This window comes from Achromobacter colocynthidis (genome assembly GCF_057334535.1).
Genome location: NZ_JBHFIZ010000024.1, coordinates 97,573 through 122,564 on the forward strand (window position 1 = coordinate 97,573; position 24,992 = coordinate 122,564).

Genomic DNA, 24,992 nt, shown 5'->3' on the forward strand with positions numbered 1-24,992 from the left:
CGCCCCCCCGCAACGATAAAAAACGGGATCCGAAACCGGATCCCGTCGTTGGCCGCCCAGCTTACTTCTTGGCGACGGTTACGCCCTTCAGGCGGATCAGGCCATCAGGGTACGGCACGAAGCCCTCTACCTTCTTCTGCACGCCGAACGTCCACGGCAGGTAGAACAGGTAGACGATGGGGCGCTGGTCCTGCATGCTGGCCAGCACCTGGTCGTACAGGGCGCGGCGCTTGGCCGTGTCGGCTTCGGCGCGCGCGTCGTTCAGCAGCTTGTCCACGCCGGCATCGCAGAACTTGCCGTCATTCAGATTGCCCTTGCAGCTCAGGTACTGATGGATATTGCCGCTGGGATCAACCCGGCCCGACCAACCGCTTTGGCCCACTTGGAAATCGCCGCGCGCAAGCGAGGATTGCAGCGACGCAAATTCCACCGGACGCAGGGTGATGTCAAAGCCGGCCTCGGAGCCCATCGCCTGCACCAGCTCGAACACCTGCTGCATGGTGGTGTTGTTGCCGAAGGTGATCTCGAACTTCACGCGGTCAAAACCGGCCTCTTTCAGCAGCGCCTGCGCCTTCTTCGGGTCGCGGCCCTTGTGTTCGAAGGCGGTGTTGTAGGCAAAGCTGGCGGGCGGGAACGGCTGGTAAGCAGGCTGGAACATGCCTTCGCCGATCACCTGGTTCAGCACATCGCGGTCAATGGCCAGGTCCAGCGCCTGACGCACGCGCTTGTCCTTGGCCAGCGGGTTGGCGGCGCGCGCGCCGTTGCCCAGGTTGATCGAGATGGACTGGAAGCCCAGGCCGGTCACGGGCGCCAGGCGCAGGTTGCCGTCGTCCTTCACGGCCTTGGCGTCGCTGGGCGCCACACGCTCGATGATGTCCAGATCGCCCGCGCGCAAGTTGTTCAGGCGCACGGTGGTGTCGGGAATCGGCGTGAAGACCAGACGGTCGAAATGGTAGTTGGCGGCGTCCCAATACTTGGGAAATTTCTCGAGCACGATGCGGTCGTTCTGCACGCGCTCCTTGAATTGGTACGGGCCCGAGCACACCGGCTTGCCGCCGGGATCCTTGTCGAAGCTGGCGGGCGACATCATCATGCCGGCGCGGTCCGACAACTGCGACAGCAGCGAGGCGTCGGGTTGCGACAGGTTCAGCACAACGGTGTGCTCGTCGGGCGCATCGACGCTGGCCACGGTGGCAAGCTCGCTCTTGCGGTTGCTGTCGGGCAGCGTGCGGGCGCGATCCAGGTTGGCCTTGACCGCGGCGGCGTTGACCGGCGTGCCGTCATGGAAGACGGCGTCGGTGCGCAGCTTGAACGTCAGGGTTTTATTGTCGGGGCCGATCGTCCAGGACTGCGCCAACTGCGGCACGAACTTCAGATCGGGCGAGATATCAACCAGCTTGTCGCACAGCGAGGCGAACACGATACGGCCCACGAACGTGCGCGCGCGCGCCGGGTCCAGCACGTCCGGATCGTCCTGCAAGCCGATACGAAGGGTGGACTGGGCTTGCGCCAGGCCGCTAGCCAGCATTCCCGCCATGGCCATGGCGAGGCAAAGTTTACGCATGAAAGATCTCCGTCGATGCATCTTGTTGGATTCTGCGCCAGGCGCGCGGCGATTGTATAGAGGGGCGCGGGGTAGGCCCCAGCACTCGGGCAAGGATCGGCCGCCTTGCGGACGCCCGCAGCCACGGCCAGACAACAGGGGGGCAGGACAAGCGGGGATCAGGGCAAGCGGCAGCGGTCAGCCAGGCCTAGGTCAGGGCAAGCGGCAAGGCGCCGAAAAATCCACGGCCGCCGCTACGGACTCGCGCAGGCGGGCTACCAGCGGGCGGGCGTCGTCGCGACGCTGCTGGAACGCATAGGGCAAGGCGGCGGGTTCGGGATCGCCTTGCAGCATGCGCAGGCTGCCCTCGGCTTGCAGCGCGCGCGCCCAGTGCTCCGGTATCAACCCTACCCCCGTGCCTTCGATCAAGAGCCCCACGATGGCGCCCCAGTTGTTGCAGCACAGGCGTTCGCCCGCCGCCTCGCGCCCCGCCAGCCAATCGTCAATGATCCGGGTCGTGCCAGCACCGGCCGGCAGCATCACCAGCGGCAGGCGGGCCAGCAAAGCCGGGGTCATGCGGGTTTCGTCGCCCAACACGGCGGGCGCCGCGGCCCAGGCGAAGCGGGCCTCGCCGATCGGGGTCGATGCGATGTTCGCGCGCGAGGATCTGCCCGCGATGACGGCGAAATCCAGTTCGCCGTCAGCCACCCGCTGCTCCAGCACCTGGCCGATGTCCACATACGGTTCCAGCACCAGGTCGGGATACGCCGCGCGCACCACGCCGATCAGGCGCGGCAGCCAGGTCAAGGCGGTCAGTTCGCCCACGCCAAAGCGGCAGCGGCCGCGCAGGCCGGGGGTTTCCGCCATGGACGCGCGCACCTGGTCGGCCGCCGCCAGCAACTCACGCGCCTGCGGCACCAGCCGTTGCCCGGCGTCGGTCAGCGCGGCCTTGTGCCCGCTGCGATCAAACAGCGGCTGGCCCAGCGCATCCTCAAGTTCGGTGATGCGCTTCGATAGCGACGACACCGACAGGTGCAGGCGTTCAGCGGCCACGGCAAAACTGGCGCAGGTCGCCGCCCAATAAAACGCTTCAAGTTGCTTGAGAGTCATACGCGAACGTCGAATGGAATGTACGGACCCGCATGAACCGGGGACCTAGGCAACACATGATCGGGGATACGGTTAACACCTGTTCAGGGACATGGGTAACGCCTGTTCGGAGACATGGGTAACGCCTGCCTAGCCGCAACCTCGGTAGGATGGGTGAAGCGCGCAACCCATCAATCCGCGCCGCCACCCACCCCCACCCGATACGCACACCGCCGCGCCCCGCTAAGAATATGCTCTTCCCGCTCCACCCGAACCCCCGCCCCCAGCACCTTGCGGAACAACTCCAATTCACTGCGGCAAAACCCCATACAGGCCTTGGCCGCCGAACATATCGGGCAGTGGTTCTCGATAAACAAAAACCCGTCACCGTCAGCACGCAGTTCAGCCATATACCCTTCGGCTGACCTCACCTGCACCAGGCGCTCCAACCGGGCCTGCAAATCCTGCGCCCCCGCCATCGCCTTCTGGTAGCCGTCCAGCATCGCGGCCTCGCGCGCCTGAATCAGCTTTTCCACCCCCTCGTCGCCGAACACCTGCCGCACGGCGCCGATCATCTGCACCGTCATTTCGGCGTGCGTGTCGGGAAAGCGGCCATGGCCGGCCTCGGTCAGGAACCAGATCTGGGTAGGCCGGCCACGCCCCGCGCTGTGGCTTTCGGAATCCACCAGCCCGTCCGCATGCAAGCGCGTCATCTGCTGGCGCACGGCCTCGGCCGTCACGTCCATGGCCTTCGCGATGACCGCGGTGGACTGCGGGCCGCGCGTCTTCAAGGTCATGAGCACGCGGTCCGCCGGCTGATGCGGCATCCAGGTGACGGGGTGGGACAGACTGTCGGACATGAGGGGATCGATACTCCGGGAGATGGTTCCTATGGTGCCATGATCTTTGCCGATTCCGCTTGGCCTGGCGCCTGCCAGCCTCCGCCCACGGCTTTGTACAGGGCAACCAGGCGCGTATAGGACTCGGTTTCGGCCACCGCCACGGCGTCCTGGGCGCGCAAAAGCGTACGCTGCGCGTCCAGCACCGTCAAATACGGCGCACTGCCCTCGCGATAGCGCAGTTGCGCAAGTTCCGCCGCGCGGCCGCTATAGGCAGCCGCCTGCGCCAGGTTGCCCAGGCGTTGCTGCGTCTGGCCGAATTCAGTCAGCGCCGATTCCAGTTCTTCCACTGCCTGCAACACCGTCTGCTCGTAGCGCGCCACCACGCCTTCCGACCGCGCAACCGCCGCGCGCTTGCGGGCCAGCGCCGTCGGCAGATGCAAGGCAGGCCAGTTGACGCCGGACGCCACACTGAACGCCCGGCTGGAAGCCGACCCGAAGTCAGCCCCGCGCAACGCGACAAAGCCCAGGAAGCCGCCCAGGTCGATACGGGGATATAGCTCGGCGGTGGCTACGCCCACGTCCGCGTTGGCGGCCGCCATGTTGCGCTCGGCCGCCGCCACGTCTGGCCGGCGCGACAGCAAGGCCGCCACGTCGCCAATCGGCAGGCGCGCAGCCAAGGGCGCCAGCGGCGTGCCCGCGTCCAGCTCAGCCAGTTCCACCGGCCGCAGCCCCGCCAGCACCGCCAGCCGGTAGCGCGCCAGGCGCTTGGCCGTCACCTGCACCGGCACGCTGGCTTGCACGGTTTCCAGTTCGGCGCGCGCACTGGCCAGGTCGCCTTCGTCACCCCGGCCCGCCGCGACCAGGGCCTGCGTCACGCGAAGGCTGTCGCGCTGGCTGTCCAGATTCGCCTGCGCCACGGCCAGACGCTGCTCGGCGCCACGCAGTTCGAAGTAATTGCGGGCGACCTCGGCCGCCACCACGATGCGCGTCTGGGCCAGGTCCGCCGCTTGCGCTTCGCTGCGCGCCGCCGCGCCCTGCGCCGCGTAGCGCAACCGGCCAAACAGGTCCAGCTCCCAGGTGGCGTCAAAACCCGCCCGGTAGCTTTGGGCCAGATTGCGCTGGCCGGCCACGCCGGCGTTGGCTTGCGACAGGCTGCGCTCGTAGCGCCCGTCCAGCGTCACCACGGGCAAGCGGTCCAGTTCCTTTTCATCCAGCACCGCGCGGGATTCTGCCAAGCGGGCCTGGGCGATGCGGATATCGTGGTTGCGGCTTAACGCCAGGTCCACAAGTCGGTCCAACTGGGGGTCTTGCAATTGCTTCCACCAGGTCCGTTGCACCTGGTCGGCGGAAAACAGCGCTTGCTCGGGGCTGGCCAGCACCACGGGCGCGGCCTGCGGCGTTTGGTAGTCCGGGCCGACGGCGCAGCCCGCCAGCGCCAGCGCGGCCAGCGATACGGAGGCCGCGCGGCGCAGGCGATAAGGTCGAAGAATATGGGTCATGGTTGCATCCTTAATGCGTGGGCGCCGGGCGGGCGTCTTCTGCCTGCGCCGCCAACAGTTCACGCGCTCGCGGCGTGTCGTGGGCGGCCCGATGGTCTCGGGCGAACACGGTGTACACGGTGGGCAGCACAAACAGCGTGAACAGCGTGCCCACCAACAGCCCCACCACAATCACCAGGCCCAGGCTGTAGCGGCTGTGCGCACCCGCCCCCGTGGCAAACAGCAGGGGAATCAGCCCCATCACCATCGCGGCCGTCGTCATCAAGATGGGACGCAGCCGGATGCGGGCGGCCTGCTCCATCGCCGCGCGCCGATCCAGCCCGTGGCTAAGCTGCATCTCGTTGGCGAACTCCACCATCAGGATGCCGTGCTTGCTGATCAGGCCGATCAACGTCACCAGGCCGATCTGCGTATAGATATTGATGGTGGCCATGCCCAGCGCCAGCGGAATCAAGGCGCCGCAAATCGACATGGGCACGCTGACCAGAATGATGAACGGGTCGCGCAAGCTCTCGTACTGGGCGGCCAACACCAGATAGATGACGATGATGGCGAAGAGGAAAGTGATCATCAGCGCCGAGCCTTCCTGGCTGAACTGGCGCGCGTCCGATTGCCAGTCATAGCTGAAGCCGGCGGGCAGCCGCTGCGCCTGTGCCGACAGGAACTTCACCGCGTCGCCCATGGTGACGCCGGGCATCGGGATGGCCTGGAACGTGGCGGCGTTCAACTGATTGAACTGGGTCAGCGAATTGGGTTCCACGCCCATGGACACCGTCACCAGGTTGGACAGCGGCACCTGCGCGCCGCTGGCGCTCTTGACGTGGAATTGCGCCAAGGCTTCGGGCGACACACGTTGTTCGCGCTGGCTCTGCGGAATGACGTCATACGAACGCCCGTCCATGCCGAAGCGGTTGACGTAGTTTTCGCCCACCAGCACCGCCAAGGTGTCGCCGATGGCTTTCATGGTGACGCCCAGGCTGTTGGCCTTGGCGCGGTCCACCTTCAACTGCACCACCGGGTTGTTGTAGTCCAGGTCGCTATCCACCACCATGAACAAACCGCTTTCGCGCGCGGCCTTCTTCAAGTCTTCCATGGCCTCGTAGACCACCGGGTAATCGGCCGCGCTCATCAGCACCATCTGCACCGGCAGGCCGCCGGTGGAACCCGGCAACGACGGCAACTGGAACGCAAAGATGTTGCTGCCTTCCACCTGATTGGCCAGCGACTGCATGTCAGCCTGGATCTCGTCGGCGCTGCGCTTGCGGTCTTGCCAGTCCACGAAGTCCACCCCACCGATGCTGTTGGACACGCCATCCGATCCGTTGATCAGCCAGCGCCCCTTCTGCTCGGGCACGGTCTTCATGACGTCGTCCCACTTCTTGCCGAACTTTTCCACGTAATCAATGTTGGCCTGCTGCGGCGACTTGATCGCGGTCAGCACGGTGGACTGGTCTTCCACCGGCGCCAGCTCGCGCTGCGCGGCGTTGTACAGGAACGGCAGGCTGATCAGCACCGCCACCGCAATCAACCCGGTCACCCAGCGATGCCGCAGCGACACGTCCAGCACGCTGCCATAGGCGTTGCCCAGTCGGCCAAAGAAGTGCTCGGCGCGGCGCGCCATCCAGCCATCGGACACGCGGCTGTTCAGCAGAAACGAACTCATCACGGGCGACAGAGTCAGCGCAATGACGCCCGACACCACCACCGCGCCCGCCAGCGTAAAGGCGAACTCCTTGAAGAGCGACCCGGTCAGCCCGCCCATCAGGCCGACGGGCGCATACACCGCGGCCAGCGTGATGGTCATGGCGATCACCGGCCCCGCGACCTCACGCGCGCCGATCAACGCCGCCCGCACGGGCGGCTTGCCCTCTTCGATATGCCGGTGCACGTTTTCCACCACCACGATGGCGTCGTCCACCACCAGGCCGATGGCCAGCACCATCGCCAGCAACGTCAACAGGTTCACGCTGAAACCGAACAGCGCCATGATGGCCGCCCCGCCCAGCATGGACAGCGGAATGGTGACGACCGGAATCAGCACCGCGCGCAACGAACCCAGGCACAGGAAGATCACCACCACCACGATGGCAATGGCTTCCAGCAAGGTTTGCATCACGCCGTCGATGGACGCGCTGATGAAGCGCGCCAGCTCGAAAGGCACTTGCACGCTGGTGCCGGGCGGCAGGTTCTGCTTGATGTTGGGCACCAGTTCTTGCAGGCGCTTGACGATGACCAGCGGGTTGCCCACCGGCGTGGCGTTCAGGCCGAAGTAGACGGCCGGTTCGCCGTCCATCAGGCCACTGGAATCGGTGGACGCCGCCCCCAGTTCCACCGTGGCCACATCGCCCAGCCGCACCAGCGCGTCGCCATCGCGCTTGACGACCAGATCGCGGAATTCCGCCACATTCACCAGGTCGGTGTTGACCTGGATGTTGGACACCACATACAGGCCCTTGGCCTGGCCGGGCGCCGCCTGCACGTTGTTGTCGCGCAGCGCCTGGGCCAGCTCGCCCGCCGAAATGCCGCGAGCCGCCATGCGGTTGGGATCCAGCCATACACGCATCGCCAGCTTTTGCCCGCCGTAGAGTTCCACGCTGGCCACGCCGTCTATCGACGACAACTGCGGCTGCACCACGCGCGACAGGTAATCAGTCAACGCCGCCAATGACAGCGTGCTGCTGGAAAAACCCACATAGGCCACGGCCGTCGCCTCGCCGGCGGACTTGACCAGCACCGGGTCGTAGACGTCTTGCGGCAGCCGGTACTTGACCTCGTTGACCTTGGCCATGACCTCGGTCATGGCCTTGTTGGAATCGGCGTTCAGCTTCATCCGTACCGTGATGACGCTGCGGCCCTGGGTGGAAGACGACGACAGGTAGTCAATGCCCTCGACCGTGGCCACGGATTGCGCGATGGGTTGCGTGACAAAGCCCTGCATCAGCTCGGGCGATGCACCGGGGTATTGCGTGGTGATGGTGATGGTGGTGCTTTCGGTCAGCGGATACTGCCGCACCGGCAGGCCGCTTAGCGCCTTGATGCCCAGCAGCAGGATCAGCGTGCTGACCACCAGGGCCAGCACCGGCCGGCGCACGAAGAGATCGGTGAAAGTCATGCTTGTCTCCGCCGCGTCAATCGGCTTGCGCCGGGGCTTGCGCCACCGTTTTCGCCGGGGTTTGCACAGACCCGCCCAGCGCAACGGTGTCGGACGGAATGACTTCCACCGCCGCGCCGTTGTGCAGGCGCAGCTGGCCCGACGTCACCACCTGGTCGCCCGCTTGCAGGCCCTCGGTCACGACCACTCGACCGCGCAGGCGCTCGGCGGTCTTGACATAGGCTTGCCGCACCGTGGCGGCGGCGCCGTCCTGGCCGGCCTTGGCGCGCGCCAGCACGAACACCGAATCGCCATAGGCGCTGTAGCTGACGGCGGTTTCGGGCACGGTGATCACGTTGGGGCGGTCGGGCAGGCCGATACGGCCGTGCGCGAACATGCCGGCCGCAAGCGCCCCGTCGGCGTTCGCCAAGGTGGCTTGCACGCGCACCGTGCGCGAACCGGCATCCACCTGTGGTTCCACCGTTGTCACCTGGCCGGCGAACTCGCGTCCGGCATGGGCGTCCACCGTCACGGTCACTGGCTGCCCGGCGCGCACCGCGCCCAGCGCCTGTTCGGGCAAGGTGATATTGGCGTACACGGTGGAGGCGTCCGTCAGCGATACCAGCGCATCGCCCGCCCGGGTGAACTGGCCCAGGTTGACGCGGCGCACACCCAGCACGCCGTCAAACGGGGCCTTGACGCGTTTTTGCTCAATCAGCGCCTGCACTCGCTTGATGTCGGCGGCGGCCTGGTCATAGTCTGCCTGCGCCTGCTCCAACTGTTCACGCGTGGCCGCCTGTTGCGGCAACAGGCGCCGCGTGCGTTCCAGCAAGGCGCGCGCATTACGGGCCTGCGCTTGCAGGCGCGCCAGTTCGCCCTGCTCGGGCGCATCGTTCATCTGCACCAGCAATTGGCCGGCCTTGACCTGCTGGCCCGCCGTGAAAAGAATCTGCGTGACGCGGCCGTCCACTTCCGCCGGCACCTGCACCTGGCGCGTTGCCTCCAGGGACCCGATCCCGCTCAAGGCCATTGGAAAAGCCGCCTGCACCGCGGGCGCCACGGCCACCTTGGCAGGCGCCATTGCCCATTCGCCCTGCTGCGACGCCTGGCTGTACTTCCAGGCCAGCCCACCTGCCACCACCAACGCCAGCACGGCGGCGCTTGCCGCCCATGCCCCAGATTTCGCCTTCATGATTCTCTCTTTTATTTATCCAAGGATAAGCTTGGATAATCCATGATTCGGCGTGCTTCGTCAAAGTGGCAGATGCAATGTGGGAAATAGCGCCCGGCTATCGGGCGAAAAAAAAACCGCCAGGCGATGCTGGCGGTTTTGGGTCAGGCGCAAGGTTCCGGCAAGGCCGGGGCTCAGGTTCGAACCATGTGCAGGTAATGGCGATGGCGTTCGTACTGGTCCAGGATGTCGCCGATGACGGCATCGCGGCTCCAGCCCATGATGTCGTAGTCCTGCCCGCCTTCGCGCAAGTGCACTTCGGCGCGGAAATACTTGCGTTCTTCTTCGTCGGCGGCCTCCTCCGGCGTCAGGCTGGGGCGCACAAAGGCCTCGGGCTGCACGGCGTACGAAAAGTCCAGATGCTCGCCGTGGGACACCTCAAGCACGGCGCTGCCGTCGCTTTCGTTTTCGCGCACTTCAACGGCGTAGCCCTGCTTGCGCAGTTCATCAGCCACGTCTTCCAAGGCAGGCCGCACCACGTCGCTGATAAAGCGTTGCACGTGCGAACGGCGCGGCATCATCACCATGTTGCGCAGCCGGCGCTCCCAGGACTGCCCGCCGCGCGCGGGGCGCGACAAGGTCAGTGACTGGTAGCGGATGCCGCGCTTGGTGGCGTCCAGCTTCAGCGCCTTGAACAAGCCCCACAGGGACAGCAGCAAGATGATGGAGAACGGCAGCGCGCTGGCGATGGTGGCGGTCTGAAGCGCCTTCAGGCCATCAGCCAGCAACAGGGCGATGGCCACCGCGCCCATCAGCAGCGACCAGAAGATGCGTTGCCAGACCGGCGTGCGGTCTGATCCGCCCGATGCCAGCAAGTCAACCACCAGCGCCCCCGAGTCGGCCGAGGTCACGAAGAACACCGCCACCATCGCAATGGCAATGACCGACAGCACCCCGCTCCAGGGCAATTGCTCAAGAAAGGCGAACAAGGCCAGTGACGAATCGGCGTCCACGACTTCCGCCAAGCCCTGCACCTTGTCCACCAGGATCATGTGGATGGCGGTGTCGCCGAATACGGTCATCCAGAACAGCGTGAAACCCGCCGGCACCAGCAGCACCCCGGTGACGAACTCGCGGATCGTGCGCCCGCGCGAGATGCGCGCGATGAACATGCCCACGAAGGGCGACCACGCAATCCACCAGCCCCAATAGAACAGCGTCCAGCCGCCGATCCAGTCGGTGGGCTCGTAGGCGTACAGGTTGAAGGTCTTGTTGACGATGTCGGACAGGTACGCGCCCGTGTTCTGGACAAAGGTCTGGAACAGGAACACGGTGGGGCCCACGATCAGCACGAACAGCAACAGCACCGCGGCCAGCACCAGATTGGTTTCGGACAGGATGCGAATGCCCTTGTCCAGCCCGCTGGCCACCGATATCGTCGCCAGCCCGCAGGTGATGATGATCAGGATGATCTGCGTCGTCACCCCTACCGGTATGCCGAACAAGTGATTCAGCCCGCTGTTGATCTGCGCCACGCCCAGCCCCAGCGAGGTCGCCACGCCCAACACCGTGCCCAGAATGGCGAAGATGTCGACGGCGTGCCCGATCGGCCCGTGGATGCGGTTGCCGATCAGCGGATACAAGGCCGAACGCAACGTCAGCGGCAAGCCATGCCGGTAGCTGAAGAAGGCCAGCACCAGCGCCACCACCGCATAGATCGCCCAGGCGTGCAGGCCCCAGTGGAAGAAGGTGATCTTCATGGCCTCGCGCGCCGCGATGGCGGTACCGCCTTCACCCACGGGCGGCGACATGAAGTGCATCACCGGTTCGGCCACGCCGAAGAACATCAGGCCGATACCCATGCCCGCGGAAAACAGCATCGCGAACCAGGTGAAGTTGCGGTAGTCAGGTTCGCTGTGGTCAGGCCCCAGCTTGATGTCGCCATACCGGCTGACCGCCAGGAACACCACGGCTAGCAAGATGATCGCAACGACCAGGATGTAGAACCAACTGGCGTTGCCCAGGATCCAGCCTTGCACCGCGTCGAACACGGTCTGCGCCTGCTTGGGCGCCAGAATCGCGAACCCGACCAGCAGCAGCGTGAAGATGGCCGCTGGAAAAAATACAGGTCGATTGATGGTGGATGGTCGGGTTTCTGAAGTCATGCAGCAGCTCCTTTCGCCCGAGGGTGGAAATTTCCGATGCGCGGCCCCCCTCAGTCCGACAGCGCGCCGCAGGTATTACTATCACGGCCAGCGTGTGGATGACAATGCCTTACTTGCCGTCCAACGGACCGTCCGCCGCCTTCTCCGGTGTAGGATCGCCAAACACCACGCGGCGGAAAAATCCCGCCAGCACGGCTTCGGTCATTTCCAGGCTGACCCCTTGCGGGTCGAACGCATAGCTGAACTGCATGCCGTCCGACAAGGCCAGCAAGCCCACCGCCAACTGTTCGGCGGGCAGCGGCAGCGGCGTGCCGACCTGGGCGGAAAACTGGCGCACGTATTCGGTGGTGGCCGCGCGCAATTCACGCAGGCAGTCGGTGAAGCCCACGCGAAAATCCGGGTCGCGCGCCGCTTGCAGCTTGCCTTCCATCCAGAGCAGGAAGCAATCGTTTTCGCGGTGGTGCGTACTGTAGTACGCCAGCACGCGCGCCTCCATTTGCTGGCGCGATTCGCCTGCTTCGAAGATGGCGCGCATGTCGGCCATTACCTTGTCGTGATCGCGCCTGAGCAAGTGCAGGAAAAGTTCGGACTTGCTGCCGAAATTGGAATAGAAGGCCCCGCGCGTATAACCCGCCAGTTCGGCGATGTCTTCAACGCTGGCGGCCACAAAACCCTTGCTGAGAAAAACCGATTGCGCAGCGTCCAGCAGACGCTGACGGGTCTGGTCTCGGCTTTGCTCACGGGTAAGGCGGACTTTTGACATGGCGCGAGTTTAGCACTGGCCGCAACTTCAAATACACCCTTGTATCTGAATACATTACCGCATTAGAATTCAGGCCGTATTGAGTTTGATTCTTCTTTTTCCATCTTCGCGCCGCGAGGTGTTTCGTGAATTTCCCTGGTTCCCGCCCACATTCGCCGGTGCGCGCCCCTGCCGTCGACACGGCATCTTCGCCTGCCTTTTCGCATCGCCGAATCTGGACGCGCCGCCTGGCGCTGCCGGCCGTGCTGGCCTTGACCCTGGCCGTAGCCGCCTGCGGCCGCAAGGAAGCGCCCGCGCCCGCCCCCCGCCCCGTGGTCGCCATGCCCACCCAGGGCGACGAGCGCCTGCCCGCCTGGACCTTGCCGGGCGAAGTCCAGGCGCGCTACAGCACACCGTTGTCTTTCCGCGTGGGTGGCAAGATCATCGAACGCAAGGTCAGGCTGGGCGACAGCGTGGTGCCGGGGCAGGTCGTGGCCAAGCTGGACCCCGCCGACGCCGCCAAGAACGCCGCGGCCGCCAAGGCCCAATTGTCGGCCGCGCAGCATCAACTGACGTACGCGCGCCAACAGTTGGAGCGCGACCGCGCCCAGGCACGCGAAAACCTGATCGCGACGAACCAGTTGGAACAGACCCGCAACGCCTATGCCTCGGCATTGGCGCAACGCGACCAGGCCGCGCAGCAAGCCGCGTTATCGGCCGACCAGCTTGAATACACCACGCTAAAAGCCGACCAGGCCGGTGTGATCACCGCCGAACAGGCCGACACGGGCCAGAACGTGGCCGCAGGCACGCCCGTCTACCAACTGGCCTGGGCCGGCGATATCGACGCCATCTGCGACGTACCGGAAAGCGTGCTGGCGGGGCTGACCGTGGGGCAGCGCGCCAGCGTCACCTTGGGACCCCTGCCCGGCCAGACTTTTACCGCCGTCCTGCGCGAGATCGCGCCCGCCGCCGACCCGCAAAGCCGCACCTACCGCGTCAAGCTCACGCTGGAATCGCCCTCGCCAGATGTGCGGCTGGGCATGACCGCCAACATCAGCTTCGACAACCCCGGCGCCGCAAGCCAAGCTACCTACACCGTGCCCGCCACGGCGCTGTTCCATGACGGCAAGGAACCCGCCGTGTGGGTCGTGAAGCCGCAAGAAGACACGCTGGAACTGCGCCGCGTAAAGGTGCTGCGCTATGACGCACGTACGGTCACGCTGTCCAACGGCGTGCAAGCTGGCGAGCGCGTGGTTTGGCAAGGGGTACATACGGTGACCGCCGGTGAAAAAGTCCGCCCCGTGGCGCCCTTGCACCCCGAGGACTTCGCATCATGAGCGCCGGCCCCCAAGAACCTGGCAAGGAAGCTGGCCACGAACCTGGCAACCAACCTGGCAATGACCCCGGCCACGAGCACAAGGAAGGCAAATTCAACCTGTCGGCCTGGGCATTGCGCCACCAGCCGTTGGTGATTTTCCTGATTACGCTGGTCACGCTCTTTGGCGTGCTGTCGTACTCCAAGCTGGCCCAGTCCGAAGACCCGCCCTTCACGTTCCGCGTGATGGTCATCAAGACCCTGTGGCCCGGCGCCACCGCGCAGCAGGTGCAGGAACAGGTAACCGACCGCATCGGCAAGAAGCTGCAGGAAACCGCCAATACGGACTTCTTGCGCAGCTATTCGCGGCCCGGCGAATCGTTGATCTTCTACACCATGAAAGACTCGGCGCCCGCCAACACGGTGGCCGACCAGTGGTACCAGATCCGCAAGAAGGTGGGCGACATCCAGGCCACGCTGCCGCAAGGCGTGCAAGGCCCGTTCTTCAACGACGAATTCGGCGACGTCTACACCAACATCTACACGCTGCACGGCGACGGCTTTACACCCGCGCAACTGCATGACTACGCCGACCGCCTGCGCACCGTGCTGCTGCGCGTGCCCGGGGTGGCCAAGGTTGACTACTTTGCCGACCCGGCCGAACACGTCTACATCGAAATCTCCAACACGCAACTGACGCGCTTGGGCGTGTCACCCCAACAGATTGCGCAAGCCATCAACACGCAGAACGCGGTGGCCGGCGCCGGCACCCTGACCACCGCCGACGACCGCATCTTCGTGCGGCCCACCGGGCAATTCGACAACAGCCGCGCGCTGGCGGATACGCTGATCCGCGTGAACGGCAAGTCGATCCGGCTGGGCGACATCGCAACCATCCACCGTGGTTACGACGACCCGCCCATTGAACAAATGCGATTCGGCGGCGCCCCCGTGCTGGGCATCGGCATCACCATGCAGCCGGGCCAGGATGTGGTGCGCCTGGGCGAATCCCTGGACACGACTTTTGAAAAGCTGAAAGCGCAACTGCCTGCCGGGCTGACGCTGACCGAAGTGTCCAGCATGCCGGACGCCGTGTCGGATTCGGTGGATGAATTCCTGCGCTCGGTGGCCGAGGCCGTGGCCATCGTGCTGATTGTCAGCCTGGTGTCCTTGGGCTTGCGCACCGGCATGGTGGTGGTGATTTCGATACCGGTGGTGCTGGCCATCACCGCGCTGTTCATGGACATGTTCGGCATCGGCCTGCACAAGGTGTCGCTGGGTACCTTGGTGCTGGCGCTGGGCCTGCTGGTGGACGACGCCATCATCGCCGTGGAAATGATGGCGGTAAAGCTGGAGCAAGGCTGGAGCCGCGCGCGCGCCGCCGCCTTTGCCTACACCAGCACCGCGTTTCCCATGCTGACCGGCACGCTGGTCACCGTGGCGGGCTTTCTGCCGATTGCGCTGGCCAAGTCCAGCACCGGCGAATACACCCGTTCAATCTTCCAGGTGTCGGCCATTGCGCTGATCACGTCGTGGTTTGCCGCCGTGGTGCTGATTCCGCTGCTGGGTTACCGGCTGCTGCCTGAACGCAAGCGTGAAGCGCATCTGCCGCACGACCACGAACACGACATCTACAACACCCGCTTCTACCAGCGCCTGCGCGGCTGGGTCGCGTGGTGCGTGGACCGCCGCTTCTGGGTGCTGGCGGGCACGGTGGTGATCTTCGTCATCGCGATGGCGGGCTTCAAGTTCGTGCCGCAACAGTTCTTTCCCAGCTCGGACCGCACCGAACTGCTGGTGGACGTGCGCCTGCAAGAAGGCGCGTCGTTCGCGGCCACGCTGCGCCAGGTCGAGCGCGTGGAAAAGGCGCTGGAGGGTCGACCCGAGATCGACCACACGGTCAGCTTCGTGGGCACCGGCGCACCGCGTTTCTACCTGCCGCTGGACCAGCAACTGGCCACGCCGAACTTCGGCCAATTGGTCATTACCGCGCATTCCGTGGAAGACCGCGAAAAGCTGGCCAGTTGGCTGGCGCCGATGTTGCGCGAGCATTTCCCTGCCATCCGCACCCGGCTGTCGCGGCTTGAAAACGGGCCACCCGTCGGGTACCAGGTGCAGTTCCGCGTCAGTGGCGACAAGATTCCGGAAGTGCGCGCGGTGGCGGAAAAAGTGGCCGCGGAAGTCCGCGCCGACAGCCGCTCGGTCAACACACAGTTCGACTGGGACGAGCCCTCGGAACGGTCCGTGCGTTTCGAGATTGACCAGCAGAAGGCGCGCGAACTGGGCATCAGTTCCAGCGACATCTCGGACTTCCTGGCCATGACGCTGTCGGGCTATACCGTGACGCAGTACCGCGAACGCGACAAGCTCATCAACGTCAGCCTGCGCGCGCCGCGCGAAGAACGGGTCGACCCCGCCCGCCTGGCCACGCTGGCCATGCCCAGGCCCAATGGCCCCGTGCCGCTGGGCAGCCTGGGCCAGGTGCATTACGACCTGGAATACGGCGTGATCTGGGAACGCGACCGCCAGCCCACCATCACCGTGCAGGCTGATGTGGTGAGCGGCGCGGAAGGCATCGACGTCACCCGTGCCATCAACAAGAAGCTGGATGCCATCCGCGCCGACCTGCCGGTGGGCTACCGGATCGAGGTCGGTGGGCCGGTCGAGGAAAGCGCCAAGGGCCAGTCGTCCATCAACGCGCAGATGCCGCTGATGGCGGTGGCCGTGCTGACGCTGCTGATGGTGCAACTGCAAAGCTTCGCCCGCGTGCTGATGGTAGTGCTGACCGCGCCGCTGGGCCTGATCGGCGTGGTGGCGGCGCTGCTGCTGTTCGGCAAGCCCTTCGGCTTCGTGGCCATGCTGGGCGTCATCGCCATGTTCGGCATCATCATGCGCAACTCAGTGATTCTGGTTGATCAGATCGAGCAGGACATCCTGAACGGCCACAAACGCGTGGACGCGATTGTCGGCGCCACCGCGCGGCGCTTCCGTCCGATTGTGTTGACGGCCGCCGCCGCCGTGCTGGCGCTGATTCCGCTCTTGCGCAGCAACTTCTTCGGCCCCATGGCCACGGCGTTGATGGGCGGCATCACCAGCGCCACAGTGCTGACGCTGTTCTTCCTGCCCGCGCTGTATGCGGCCTGGTTCCGCGTGCGTCACGACGAACGCGACGAACCCGAAGGCGTGCCACCCGGCGCCAACGCGGCCGACACGCTGGAACGAGGAGCCTGATGATGAAGATCCATCCGATCCACCCCACTCGTCCGACCCCGACGATCCCTTCCGCCCGCCCTGGCGCGCGGCCGCTGGCCCGGCCCTTGGCTTTACCCCTGGCTTTACCCTTGCTGCTGGCATTGAGCGCTTGCGCTTTCGCTCCAGACAGCAAGCCGCCCGCGATGGCCTCGCCCGCCCAGTACGGTGTGGAACCCACGCCCGCCCAGGGCGCCGCCGCGCAAGGCGTGGCGCAGCGCTTTGAACAGGGTGCGCGGCCCGTGCCCGAATGGTGGAAACGCTATGGCTCCGACGCGCTGAACGCCCTGGTGCAAGAGGGCTTGGCCAACAGCCCCAACCTGGCGGCAGCCGAGCGCAACCTGGCTGGCGCGCGCGAACAGTTGCGCGCGCAGGTCAATTCGTCGCTGCTGCCGTCGGTGGACGCAGGCGCCAGCGCCACGCGCAACCGCGCGCTGACCATGCCCAACCTGCCCCAGCCCACGGCGCTCTATAACGTCTTCACCGGCCAGGTCCAGGCCAGCTATGACCTGGACCTGTTTGGCGCGGCGCGCTTTGCCAATGCCTCGCTGGCGGCGCAAGTCGAGCAACAGGCCTTCCAGCTGGAATCCGCGCGGCGCTCACTGGCCGGCAATATCGTCACCGGCGCCATCAGGTCGGCCTCCCTGGCCGAACGGGTCGCGCTGACCGAAAAGCAGGTGGTGTTGTTGCGCCAGGTGGCGCGCGATACGCAGCGACGCTACGAACTGGGCTCGGCCTCGCAGAACGACGCCTTGGATGCCGACCAGGATGCCGCCACGCTGGAGGCCTCGCTGCCCGGCCTGCGCGCGCAATGGCAGGCCACGCGCCATGCGCTGGCGGTGCTACTGGGCCGCAGCCCCGACCAGGCGCCGGACGACCTGGCCTTCAGCATGCTGGCGGTGCCGGCCCAAGTACCGGTGGTCGTGCCCTCGGAATTGCTGGCCTCGCGCCCGGACATTCTGGTGGCCGACGCGGTGGTACAGGCCGCCGCCGCCGATGTGGGTGTGGCCACCGCGCAGTTGTTCCCCAGCCTGTCGCTGTCCGCCTCCATGGGCAAAGGCGGCTTCAGTTGGCCGGCGGCCCTATCGGGCACGGGTTCCATCTGGGCCATCGGGGCATCGCTCACTCAGCCCATTTTCCATGGCGGTGCCTTGTTGGCCGAGCGTCGCGCGGCCAAGGAACGCTACGAGGCGTCGGTGCTGCAATACAAGCAAACCGTGCTGACCGCATTCCAGGACGTGGCCGATACCTTGGCGCGGCTGGACGCCGACGGGCAAGCGCTGGCCTCGGCCGAGGCCTCGCGCCGCGCGGCCGAGCAGTCCTACCGCAACACGGCCAGCCGCGTACGCCTGGGCGCGCTGGCGCCTTATACCGAGTTCGCGGCGGAAGAACACTATGTGGCGGCGCGGCTGCGTGAATTGGAATACGCAAATGCCCGGCTGACGGAAACGGCCGCGCTGTTCCAGGCCATGGGTTCTCCGGCGCGTGCACCGGAAGTGGCGGCGCAAGCGCCCTGACGACGCGCGCTTCTGTCTTCAGCGCGGCTTGACCGCACAGGCCCCAACGCTTGAGGCGCGGGGCCTTGGTTGCTTGTCCTGTTAGAACTGAACTTAGCTTCAGCTTTTCTTGAACAGCCGCTTGACGACGCTGACCACGCCCAGCACCACCGCACCGGCCACGATGCCGAACAGGGCGTTGAGAACGGTGGACGTCAACGCCTGCACCACGCCCCCGCCGCCCACCGCGGCCGCGGCGTGTTCAACGGCCGCGTGCACCGGCGCAATGCCGTGCGTAAGAATGGCGCCGCCCACCATGAACATCGCGGCGGTGCCAACCACCGACAGGGTCTTCATCAGATAGGGCGCGGCGCCCACGATGCCCCGGCCCAGCCACGCCACCGCCTGCGTGCGCTTCTGGCTAAGGTGCAAGCCCAGATCGTCCAGCTTGACGATACCGGCCACCAGGCCGTACACGCCGACCGTCATCGCAATGGCAATGATGGACAGCACCGCCACCTGGCGCGTGAAATCCGCGCCCGCCACCGCCCCGAGGCTGATGACGATGATTTCGGCCGACAGGATGAAGTCGGTCCGAATGGCGCCCTTGATCTTGTTGCGTTCAAACGCAACCATGTCCACCGCTGTGTCCTGCAGGGCTTGCGCGCGCGCCTCGTGGTTGCCCTCGTCAGATTCGCCATGCGGCAGGAATTTGTGCGCCAGTTTCTCTACGCCTTCGTAGCAGAGGAACGCGCCGCCCAGCATCAGCAACGGCGTCACCGCCCAGGGCGCGAACGCGCTGATCAGTAGCGCCGACGGCACCAGGATCAGCTTGTTGATGAACGACCCTTTGGCCACCGCCCACACCACGGGCAGTTCCCGGTTGACCGGCACCCCGCTGACCTGCTGCGCGTTCAGCGCCAGGTCATCGCCCAGCACGCCGGCCGTCTTCTTGGCCGCGACTTTGGTCATGACGGAAACGTCATCCAGAATGGTCGCGATGTCATCGAACAATGCAAAGAAACTGCTGCCGGCCATCAAGCATCTCCCGAGCCCATGAAGGTGCTCAGAGTTTACAGGCGGCCACGCGCGCCAACAAAAAGGCCGCCCAAATGGGCGGCCCTGACTGGCCGGTACGCAGCGCGATGCCGCGGCTTATCAAGACGGCCTGGCATGTGAATCAACCACAAGCCGGCCATGATTGATCGCGGCATCCACTGCCATGCCCGGGCTGGATACAAATCCGCCTGATTCGAACAGCGGCACGGCATGATGCTCGTTGAGTTTGTCTTGGTCGGCCGCCAGTTCAACCGCTACCGTTGCGGTAAACGCGGGCCGGCCGCTGCCCCCGACTGCTATCCGGGAAACATTGGCGGTAAGCCGATAGCCCTTGTAAACCATATTGTTGTGAAACATAAAAGCCCCTTCAGTATTTAAAGGCCAAACGTTAAAGGCCCAATGGGCCTTTATTTACAAAGCGCGAATTTGCGTGGCGTGGGGCCCCTTGGCGCCCTGTGCGGTGACGTAGCTGACGCGTTGGTTTTCCATCAGCACTTTGTGTCCTTCGCTGACGATTTCCGAGAAATGCGCGAATAAATCCTTGCCGCCGTCTTCGGGCATGATGAAGCCAAACCCTTTCGCATCGTTAAACCACTTTACGATTCCGGTTTCCATAATCTCATTCCTTTTTAAATGCAGGCGTTGCCGGCGAAGATGAGCCTATCAAGGAAAGGACAGCGAACAATGAAGCGCCCCAAGGGGAGCAAGACCGGACGAAAATCACGATGCTCGAAAAGCTTCATATCCACTATGGGTGCAGGGGTGGGTAATGTCAATTGGCGTTTCCAATTACCACGCAAGCATCAGTTACGCGAAAAATAAACGCTTATTAATGAAATCATTGCGTAATAAGGGTCTGGGAAGATCCCTTGGCGTTGCCCTATTGAGTAACGAAGCCTGGATAAGCGTATACCCGAACGATAAAGCGCGTATGCTGGCGCAATGGTGCTTGAACGCGCGTCACCTCGCCGTATCGCCATACAGGAGTATGGCCATGCACCACCACCGCAAGCGCTACGCGCGCGCCCGCCCCAGCACACAACGGTCTTTCCTCGCACACGCGCGGATCTCGGTTCCAGCGTGAGCGCGATCCGAAGGTCAATCGCCAAATTCGCCAACGCCTGCGTCAAGTTGCTGCCCTCAGCGCCGCGCCCTGCCCCGGGTGGCGAGCCCAGGCGCGAGCCGCAGCGCGACCACGCCGCCATCGCTTCGCCATGGCGCATTTACCGCATCTATGCGCGGCCCGGACATTTGCTGATGCGCAATGAGCAAGGCCGCATCCTGGACCTGGGCGTCATGAAGGGCGAGGAACCCAACCTGACGTACCGGCTCTTTGCCCGCGATCTGCAAGGCAAGGGCTTTGCTACCCGTACGCAGTTGCTGGACGACATCGCACGCCGCATCGAAGCGGGCGAAGTCAGCAAGGAACTGCTGAACCTGCCCGAGTGGGATCAGCCCCTGGGCGCGGATCTGGACCGTGGCACGCATACGGATGTGTCGATGAAGCTGGGCCGCTAGACGCGGCCGGCAAGCAGCACTACTTTTGCGTCTGCTCTGCCACGCACATATTCACGACGCCATTGACCAGGGCTTCGATCCGATCGCGTTCCGCGCCTTTTTCGTTGGTGATCAACATGCGGTCATAGGCGGTGTAGTCCTTGAGCGGCACGGACTTTTGCAAACCGTCCAGCACGCAATTGCAATAGGCCTCTGAGCGCGCATCGACATCGGGCAACGCGCCCGCGCTTTTCTTGAAGCCTTCCACGCAGGCGCTATAGGTCACGCGGCGAACACTCTCGGGGTATTCATTTTTCTTGCCGCATCCCGCCAGCGCCAACACAGCCGCCGCGCCTGCCACCGCCAACCACTTAGCTTGCATCGAACCGCTCCCTGTTGAAATTCAAAACGGTGCATTTTTGCATAGGGACCTTGCTCGCGAATCAATCCGGGCCAGGATCGCCCCACGTGAGCGCCGGTTCGCGTAACTGGGTCCGATAAACGACCCATTTGGCCCCTTCCCAATTGTTTGGTGTGTATGGTACACATCATGAACAGCCGCGAGATCATCAGACAGCTTCGCCAAGCGGGCTGGGTATTCCGACATGCGAAAGGCTCGCATCACATTTTCGTCCACCCGCAAAAAGCTGGGCATATCAGCGTGCCTCACCCCAAGAAAGACTTGGGGATCGGACTGGTTACGAAACTGCTGACGCAAGCCGGCCTGAAGTAGCCCGGTATCGCTGGACCATTGGTCCGCACATGGCTTGCCAAGGAAACTCATGAAATATCCAATCGCCATTGAACCCGGCAGCGAGACGCAAGCGTGGGGCGTCGTCGTGCCGGATCTGCCGGGCTGCTTTTCCGCCGCCGACTCAGGCATAGACGAAGCTATCGAGAACGCAAAAGAAGCGATCGAGCTGTGGATTGAAACCGCGTTGGATAGCGGCACCCCCGTACCCGTTGCCACCAGCATTGCGGGTCACCAAACGAATCCGGAATTCGCGGGCTGGGTTTGGGCCATCGTTGAAATCGATCCGGCCGTCATGGACGACACCATCGAACGCATCAACATCACGCTGCCCCGCCGAATCCTTGCAAGGATCGACGCCAAAGCGCGTGCGGCGGGAGAAAGCCGATCTGGCTACATCGCTCATCTGGCATTGACGCACTAGATTCAGCGACTAGCAGAGAGGCCCACACCCGCCCCCCGCCTTCAGCTCATATACACGCCGCCGTTGATCGCGTAGTTGGCGCCCGTCACGAAGGCGGCCTCGTCGGAGGCTAGCCAGGCGCACAGCCCGGCCAGGTCGTGGGCGGTGCCCAGGCGTCCGACCGGCACGCTTTCGATGATGCGATCCAGCAGCGCTGGCGGAAACGCCTTCACGGTGTCGTCGGCGATGAAGCCTGGCGACACCAGGTTCACCGTGACGCCGCGCGCGGCCACTTCCTGCGCCAGCGACCGCGTGAAGCCGATCACCGCGCCCTTGGCCGTGGCGTAATTGATCTGGCCGATCTGGCCTTTTTCCGCCGCCACCGAACCAATGTTGATGATGCGCCCCCAGCCCCGGTCGGCCATGCTGTCGACCACCTGCTTGGTGCTGTTGAACAGCGTGTCCAGATTGCTGCGCAGCACCGCGGCCCAGTCGGCATACCCCATCTGGCGAAAGCGCATGTCCAGCATCGACCCGGCGTTGTTGACCAGCACGTCGATCTCGCCGACTTCGCGGCGTACTTTCGCGAACGCCGCCTCGGTTGATGCCCAGTCGGTGGCGTCGCCCTCGGACGCGACGAAGTCGTAGCCCAGGGACTTCTGTTCCTTCAACCAGCTATCCCGGCGCGACGAACGCGGGCCGCAGCCGGCCACCACACGGTGTCCCGCCTGATGCAGCGCCTGGCAGATCGCGGTGCCCGTGTGGCCCATTCCGCTGGTGACATAAGCGATACGCAAAGCCATGACCACTCCTTAATCAATGTGCGGCAAGCGCCGCGAATCAAGCGACCGCGCCCACAAGCGGGAACAGGCCAAACGCCAGGGCGGCTACCAGCATCACCATGCAGACCAGCGTGGCCCACTTCAGCGAATAGCGTTGGTGGTCGCCGAATTCCACGCCGGCCAGGCCCACCAGCAGGTAGGTGGACGGCACCAACGGGCTCAGCAAGTGCACCGGTTGCCCGATGAGCGACGCGCGCGCCATTTCAACGGCCGAAATGCCATAGCCCTGCGCCGCTTCGCTCAGAATGGGCAACACCCCGAAGTAGAAAGCGTCGTTCGACATGAAGAACGTGAACGGCAGGCTGACCAGCGCGGTAATGACCGCCAGGTACGGGCCCATCGCATCCGGAATCACGGCAAGCAGGCTGCGCGACATGGCTTCCACCATGCCCGTGCCGGACAAAATGCCCGTGAAGATGCCCGCCGCGAAAATCAGCGACACCACCGACAGCACATTGCCCGCGTGCTGCGCAACGCGGCGGCGTTGTTCGGCCAGGTTCGGATAGTTGATGATCAGGGCGATCGCGAACGCGATCATGAACAGCACCGGCAGCGGCAGGACGCCCATCACCAGGCTGACCATCAGCGCCAGCGTCAGGCCGGCGTTCACCCACAGCAGCTTGGGGCGGCGCAGGTCATGGTCGACTTCGATTTCAGGCAGGTTCTTGGGGCCGTCCTCGTCGTAGCCGGCATGCAGCGACGCGCCCTCCGGCAGCGACAGCACGCCCAGGCGGCGGCGCTCTTTCAGGCCCAGCATGAACGCCAGGATCAGCAGCGCCACGATCGCCACGCCCATCACCGGCACCAGCGGAATAAAGATGTCTCCCGCGTCCACATGCAGGGCGCTGGCGGCACGCGCGGTCGGCCCGCCCCATGGCGTCAGGTTCATGACGCCGCTGGCCAGCATGGCCAGGCAGGTCATGGACAGCGCGTTCATCTTCAGGCGGCGGTACAGCGGCAGCATCGAGGCCACCACGATCATGTAGGTGGTCGAGCCGTCGCCATCCAAGGAGATCACCAGCGCCAGCACCGTCGTGCCCACCACGATTTTCAGCGGGTCGCCCTTCACGGCGCGCAGGATGCGGCCGACGATGGGATCGAACAGTCCGGCGTCGATCATCACCCCGAAATACAGGATGGCGAACATCAGCATCACGCCGGTGGGCGCAATCTTGCGGATGCCGTCCAGCATCATCTTGTCGATGCCGGCGCCAAAGCCGCCCAGCAATGCAAAAATAATGGGGACAAGAATCAGGGCGACCAAGGGCGACAGGCGCTTGGTCATGATCAACGTCATGAACGTGATCACCATGCCAAAGCCAAGCAGGGTCAACAGCATGAGGGGTATCTCCGACTAGTCGTTGTTATGTGTGGCGCCGCCTCCAGCAAGGGAGGCAGGTGCAGAAGACTAGGAAGAAAAGCTGTCTGGAACCTGTCGTTTTTTCAAACCTCAAGCGGCGCTTTGCACCTTTCCGCAGGCGGCCGCCCCGGGGGAAAATGGCTGGATCGGACGCAGCTACAATCAGCCGATGCGCATCCTGGTGATCGAAGACGACGAGGATCTGGCCGACGCCCTCGTCCGCCGGCTGCGCCGTCTCGGCCATGCCGTGGACCTTCAAAACGACGGCCTGAGCGCCGACGGCGTGCTGCAATACGAAACCTTCGACCTGGTCATCCTGGATATCGGCCTGCCCCGCATGTCAGGCTTTGACATCCTGCACCGCCTGCGCGACCGGGGCAGCAAGACGCCGGTACTGGCGCTGACGGCCCGCATCGACATCGAAGACCGCGTCCACGCGCTGGATACCGGCGCCGACGATTATCTGGCCAAGCCCTTTGATTTCCGCGAACTGGAAGCCCGCTGCCGCGCCTTGCTGCGCCGGCCCAGCGCGCAAGCCGCCGGCGTCCTGCGCTTTGGCGACCTGATCATCGACAGCGCCGCGCGCCACGTGTCGCTGGGCGGACAGCGCATCGACCTGCCCAAGCGCGAATACAGCCTGCTTGAGATTCTGCTGGCCGGCATGAACCGCGCCGTCAGCAAGACCGAGATTGCCAACAAGCTCTTCGCCTTCGATGACGACGCCGCGCCCAACGCCATCGAGGTCTACATCGCCCGGCTGCGCCGCAAGCTGGAAGGCTCGCCGCTACGCATCGAAACGCAGCGCGGCACCGGTTACCTGCTGACGTCCACCGCCCCGCCGGACAATCCCGCGGCCGGCACGCCGCAGGACTAGC

Annotated in this window: 21 protein-coding genes; 7 read left to right on the top strand and 14 right to left on the bottom strand. The window is 64.7% G+C overall.

Annotated features, from left to right (window positions below):
* Positions 1 to 61: 61 nt before the first annotated feature.
* From ACE04A_RS09105 to ACE04A_RS09140, 8 genes are all read right to left on the bottom strand, one after another.
* The gene (locus ACE04A_RS09105) at positions 62 to 1,564 is read right to left on the bottom strand and encodes an ABC transporter substrate-binding protein (protein WP_485820055.1); all 1,503 of its coding nucleotides are present in this window, start codon (positions 1,562 to 1,564) and stop codon (positions 62 to 64) included.
* Between the two features lie 192 nt (positions 1,565 to 1,756).
* Positions 1,757 to 2,653 (bottom strand): LysR family transcriptional regulator, encoded by an 897-nt coding sequence (locus ACE04A_RS09110; protein ID WP_259251965.1) that lies wholly within the window; start codon positions 2,651 to 2,653, stop codon positions 1,757 to 1,759.
* A gap of 170 nt (positions 2,654 to 2,823) precedes the next feature.
* Positions 2,824 to 3,492: a helix-turn-helix transcriptional regulator gene (locus ACE04A_RS09115; protein ID WP_259251966.1), complete on the bottom strand. Its 669-nt coding sequence runs from the start codon at positions 3,490 to 3,492 to the stop codon at positions 2,824 to 2,826.
* Positions 3,493 to 3,521: 29 nt separating this feature from the next.
* Positions 3,522 to 4,973 carry an efflux transporter outer membrane subunit gene (locus ACE04A_RS09120; protein WP_485820056.1) on the bottom strand — a complete coding sequence of 484 codons (1,452 nt, stop codon included), beginning with the start codon at positions 4,971 to 4,973 and terminating at the stop codon, positions 3,522 to 3,524.
* A gap of 10 nt (positions 4,974 to 4,983) precedes the next feature.
* On the bottom strand, positions 4,984 to 8,085 hold the full coding sequence (locus ACE04A_RS09125) for a MexW/MexI family multidrug efflux RND transporter permease subunit (protein WP_485820057.1): 3,102 nt from the start codon (positions 8,083 to 8,085) through the stop codon (positions 4,984 to 4,986).
* Between the two features lie 16 nt (positions 8,086 to 8,101).
* Positions 8,102 to 9,256 carry an efflux RND transporter periplasmic adaptor subunit gene (locus ACE04A_RS09130; protein WP_448718589.1) on the bottom strand — a complete coding sequence of 385 codons (1,155 nt, stop codon included), beginning with the start codon at positions 9,254 to 9,256 and terminating at the stop codon, positions 8,102 to 8,104.
* A 173-nt stretch (positions 9,257 to 9,429) separates the two neighbouring features.
* Complete coding sequence (locus tag ACE04A_RS09135; protein WP_259251971.1) at positions 9,430 to 11,400, bottom strand: BCCT family transporter; 1,971 nt, start codon at positions 11,398 to 11,400, stop codon at positions 9,430 to 9,432.
* Positions 11,401 to 11,509: 109 nt separating this feature from the next.
* Positions 11,510 to 12,163 carry a TetR/AcrR family transcriptional regulator gene (locus ACE04A_RS09140; RefSeq protein WP_448718590.1) on the bottom strand — a complete coding sequence of 218 codons (654 nt, stop codon included), beginning with the start codon at positions 12,161 to 12,163 and terminating at the stop codon, positions 11,510 to 11,512.
* A 212-nt stretch (positions 12,164 to 12,375) separates the two neighbouring features.
* On the opposite strand from ACE04A_RS09140, the gene ACE04A_RS09145 reads away from it, so the two are divergent.
* Genes ACE04A_RS09145 through ACE04A_RS09155 form a run of 3 tightly spaced genes read left to right on the top strand, consistent with a single transcriptional unit; the run spans position 12,376 to position 18,226 of the window.
* Entirely contained in the window at positions 12,376 to 13,482 is a 1,107-nt protein-coding gene (locus ACE04A_RS09145) for an efflux RND transporter periplasmic adaptor subunit (RefSeq protein WP_485820108.1), read from the top strand.
* A complete protein-coding gene (locus ACE04A_RS09150; RefSeq protein ID WP_448718591.1) occupies positions 13,479 to 16,691 on the top strand; it encodes an efflux RND transporter permease subunit in 3,213 nt (1,070 codons plus the stop codon). The genes ACE04A_RS09145 and ACE04A_RS09150 overlap by 4 nt, the downstream gene beginning before the upstream one ends.
* Complete coding sequence (locus ACE04A_RS09155) at positions 16,691 to 18,226, top strand: efflux transporter outer membrane subunit (RefSeq protein WP_485820058.1); 1,536 nt, start codon at positions 16,691 to 16,693, stop codon at positions 18,224 to 18,226. Before ACE04A_RS09150 ends, ACE04A_RS09155 begins: the two co-directional genes overlap by 1 nt.
* A gap of 99 nt (positions 18,227 to 18,325) precedes the next feature.
* Here ACE04A_RS09155 and ACE04A_RS09160 read toward each other — a convergent pair whose 3' ends face one another.
* The 3 genes from ACE04A_RS09160 to ACE04A_RS09170 form a co-directional block, all read right to left on the bottom strand.
* A complete protein-coding gene (locus tag ACE04A_RS09160; protein WP_279994993.1) occupies positions 18,326 to 19,243 on the bottom strand; it encodes a DUF808 domain-containing protein in 918 nt (305 codons plus the stop codon).
* Positions 19,244 to 19,363: 120 nt separating this feature from the next.
* Positions 19,364 to 19,621 (bottom strand): hypothetical protein, encoded by a 258-nt coding sequence (locus ACE04A_RS09165; RefSeq protein WP_259251979.1) that lies wholly within the window; start codon positions 19,619 to 19,621, stop codon positions 19,364 to 19,366.
* 54 nt (positions 19,622 to 19,675) lie between these two features.
* Positions 19,676 to 19,879, bottom strand: a complete 204-nt coding sequence (locus tag ACE04A_RS09170) for a cold-shock protein (protein WP_050448526.1) — start codon at positions 19,877 to 19,879, stop codon at positions 19,676 to 19,678.
* A gap of 465 nt (positions 19,880 to 20,344) precedes the next feature.
* Here ACE04A_RS09170 and ACE04A_RS09175 point away from each other — a divergent pair, with 465 nt between their 5' ends.
* A complete protein-coding gene (locus ACE04A_RS09175) occupies positions 20,345 to 20,782 on the top strand; it encodes a hypothetical protein (protein WP_259251980.1) in 438 nt (145 codons plus the stop codon).
* Between the two features lie 19 nt (positions 20,783 to 20,801).
* On the opposite strand, the gene ACE04A_RS09180 is transcribed toward ACE04A_RS09175, so the two are convergent.
* Positions 20,802 to 21,143 carry a hypothetical protein gene (locus tag ACE04A_RS09180; RefSeq protein WP_279994991.1) on the bottom strand — a complete coding sequence of 114 codons (342 nt, stop codon included), beginning with the start codon at positions 21,141 to 21,143 and terminating at the stop codon, positions 20,802 to 20,804.
* A 168-nt stretch (positions 21,144 to 21,311) separates the two neighbouring features.
* Here ACE04A_RS09180 and ACE04A_RS09185 point away from each other — a divergent pair, with 168 nt between their 5' ends.
* Positions 21,312 to 21,494, top strand: coding sequence for a type II toxin-antitoxin system HicA family toxin (locus ACE04A_RS09185; RefSeq protein ID WP_100857904.1), 183 nt, complete (start codon positions 21,312 to 21,314; stop codon positions 21,492 to 21,494).
* A 49-nt stretch (positions 21,495 to 21,543) separates the two neighbouring features.
* Positions 21,544 to 21,936: a type II toxin-antitoxin system HicB family antitoxin gene (locus tag ACE04A_RS09190; protein WP_448718593.1), complete on the top strand. Its 393-nt coding sequence runs from the start codon at positions 21,544 to 21,546 to the stop codon at positions 21,934 to 21,936.
* Positions 21,937 to 21,977: 41 nt separating this feature from the next.
* Here the strand turns inward: ACE04A_RS09190 and ACE04A_RS09195 are convergent, their stop codons facing one another.
* The gene (locus tag ACE04A_RS09195) at positions 21,978 to 22,718 is read right to left on the bottom strand and encodes an SDR family oxidoreductase (RefSeq protein WP_279994987.1); all 741 of its coding nucleotides are present in this window, start codon (positions 22,716 to 22,718) and stop codon (positions 21,978 to 21,980) included.
* Positions 22,719 to 22,755: 37 nt separating this feature from the next.
* Positions 22,756 to 24,096 (bottom strand): CitMHS family transporter, encoded by a 1,341-nt coding sequence (locus tag ACE04A_RS09200; RefSeq protein ID WP_310508925.1) that lies wholly within the window; start codon positions 24,094 to 24,096, stop codon positions 22,756 to 22,758.
* Between the two features lie 190 nt (positions 24,097 to 24,286).
* On the opposite strand from ACE04A_RS09200, the gene ACE04A_RS09205 reads away from it, so the two are divergent.
* A complete protein-coding gene (locus tag ACE04A_RS09205) occupies positions 24,287 to 24,991 on the top strand; it encodes a response regulator transcription factor (protein ID WP_485820059.1) in 705 nt (234 codons plus the stop codon).
* The last annotated feature ends 1 nt before the right edge of the window (position 24,992 follow it).